This window comes from Escherichia sp. AM3 (assembly GCF_032029835.1).
GTDB classification, from domain to species: Bacteria; Pseudomonadota; Gammaproteobacteria; order Enterobacterales; family Enterobacteriaceae; genus Escherichia; species Escherichia coli.
Window position 1 is genome coordinate 1 of sequence record NZ_JAVUPQ010000429.1, and the last position, 821, is coordinate 821.

At 38.5% G+C, this 821-nt stretch carries 1 protein-coding gene and 1 pseudogene; both read left to right on the top strand.

The window, feature by feature from the left end:
- Nucleotides 1–215: pseudogene (locus RTW80_RS26375) on the top strand (protein tyrosine phosphatase); the annotation flags it as partial.
- Between the two features lie 15 nt (nucleotides 216–230).
- Nucleotides 231–821, top strand: a 591-nt coding sequence (locus RTW80_RS26380; protein ID WP_312721033.1) for a Wzz/FepE/Etk N-terminal domain-containing protein, incomplete at its 3' end; no start/stop codon positions are given.

Here is an 821-nt window from a genome sequence, read left to right on the forward strand (position 1 = left end):
GTCAATATGATCTGATCTTAGTAATGGAAAAATATCATATTGAGCGTATTGGGCAGATTGCACCTGAAGCTAGAGGGAAAACAATGTTATTCGGACATTGGCTAAATCAAAGAGAAATTCCGGATCCGTACAGAAAAAGTGATGAGGCGTTCCACTCTGTCTATAAACTTATTGAGCAAGCCGGTAGTCTTTGGGCTCAAAAACTAGGTGCATAAATCAGGAATAATAGCATGTCATCAGTAACTAATAAATCTACGTCGAAAGATGCTGAGGGTATTGATTTAGGTCATCTTATTGGTGAGTTTATAGATCATCGAAAGCTGATTATATCAGTTACATCCCTCTTTACACTAATTGCACTTATCTATGCAATCTTTGCAACTCCGATCTATCAAGCTGATGCGCTGATCCAAGTTGAACAGAAACAGGCTAATGCGATACTAAGTAATCTGACCCAGATGCTTCCGGATAGCCAGCCTAAGTCAGCACCGGAAATAGCGCTTATTCAATCGCGAATGATTTTGGGAAAAACAGTAGATGATCTAAATCTTCAAGCTAGAGTGAAAGAGAAGTATTTTCCATTGCTTGGGCGTGGTTTTGCACGTTTAATGGGAAATAAGGAAGGAAACATATCAATATCGAGGCTTTACATCAATGGCGATGATACAGAAGAACCAAAAGTTATTTTAACCGTTAAGGATAAAAATAATTATTCAATCCAGATGGGGGATACCGTTTTTAGCGGAAAAGTGGGAGAGCTACTTGAAGAAAACGGAATTTCACTAAAAGTTGATAGTATAGATGCTGCACCTGGTAATGAG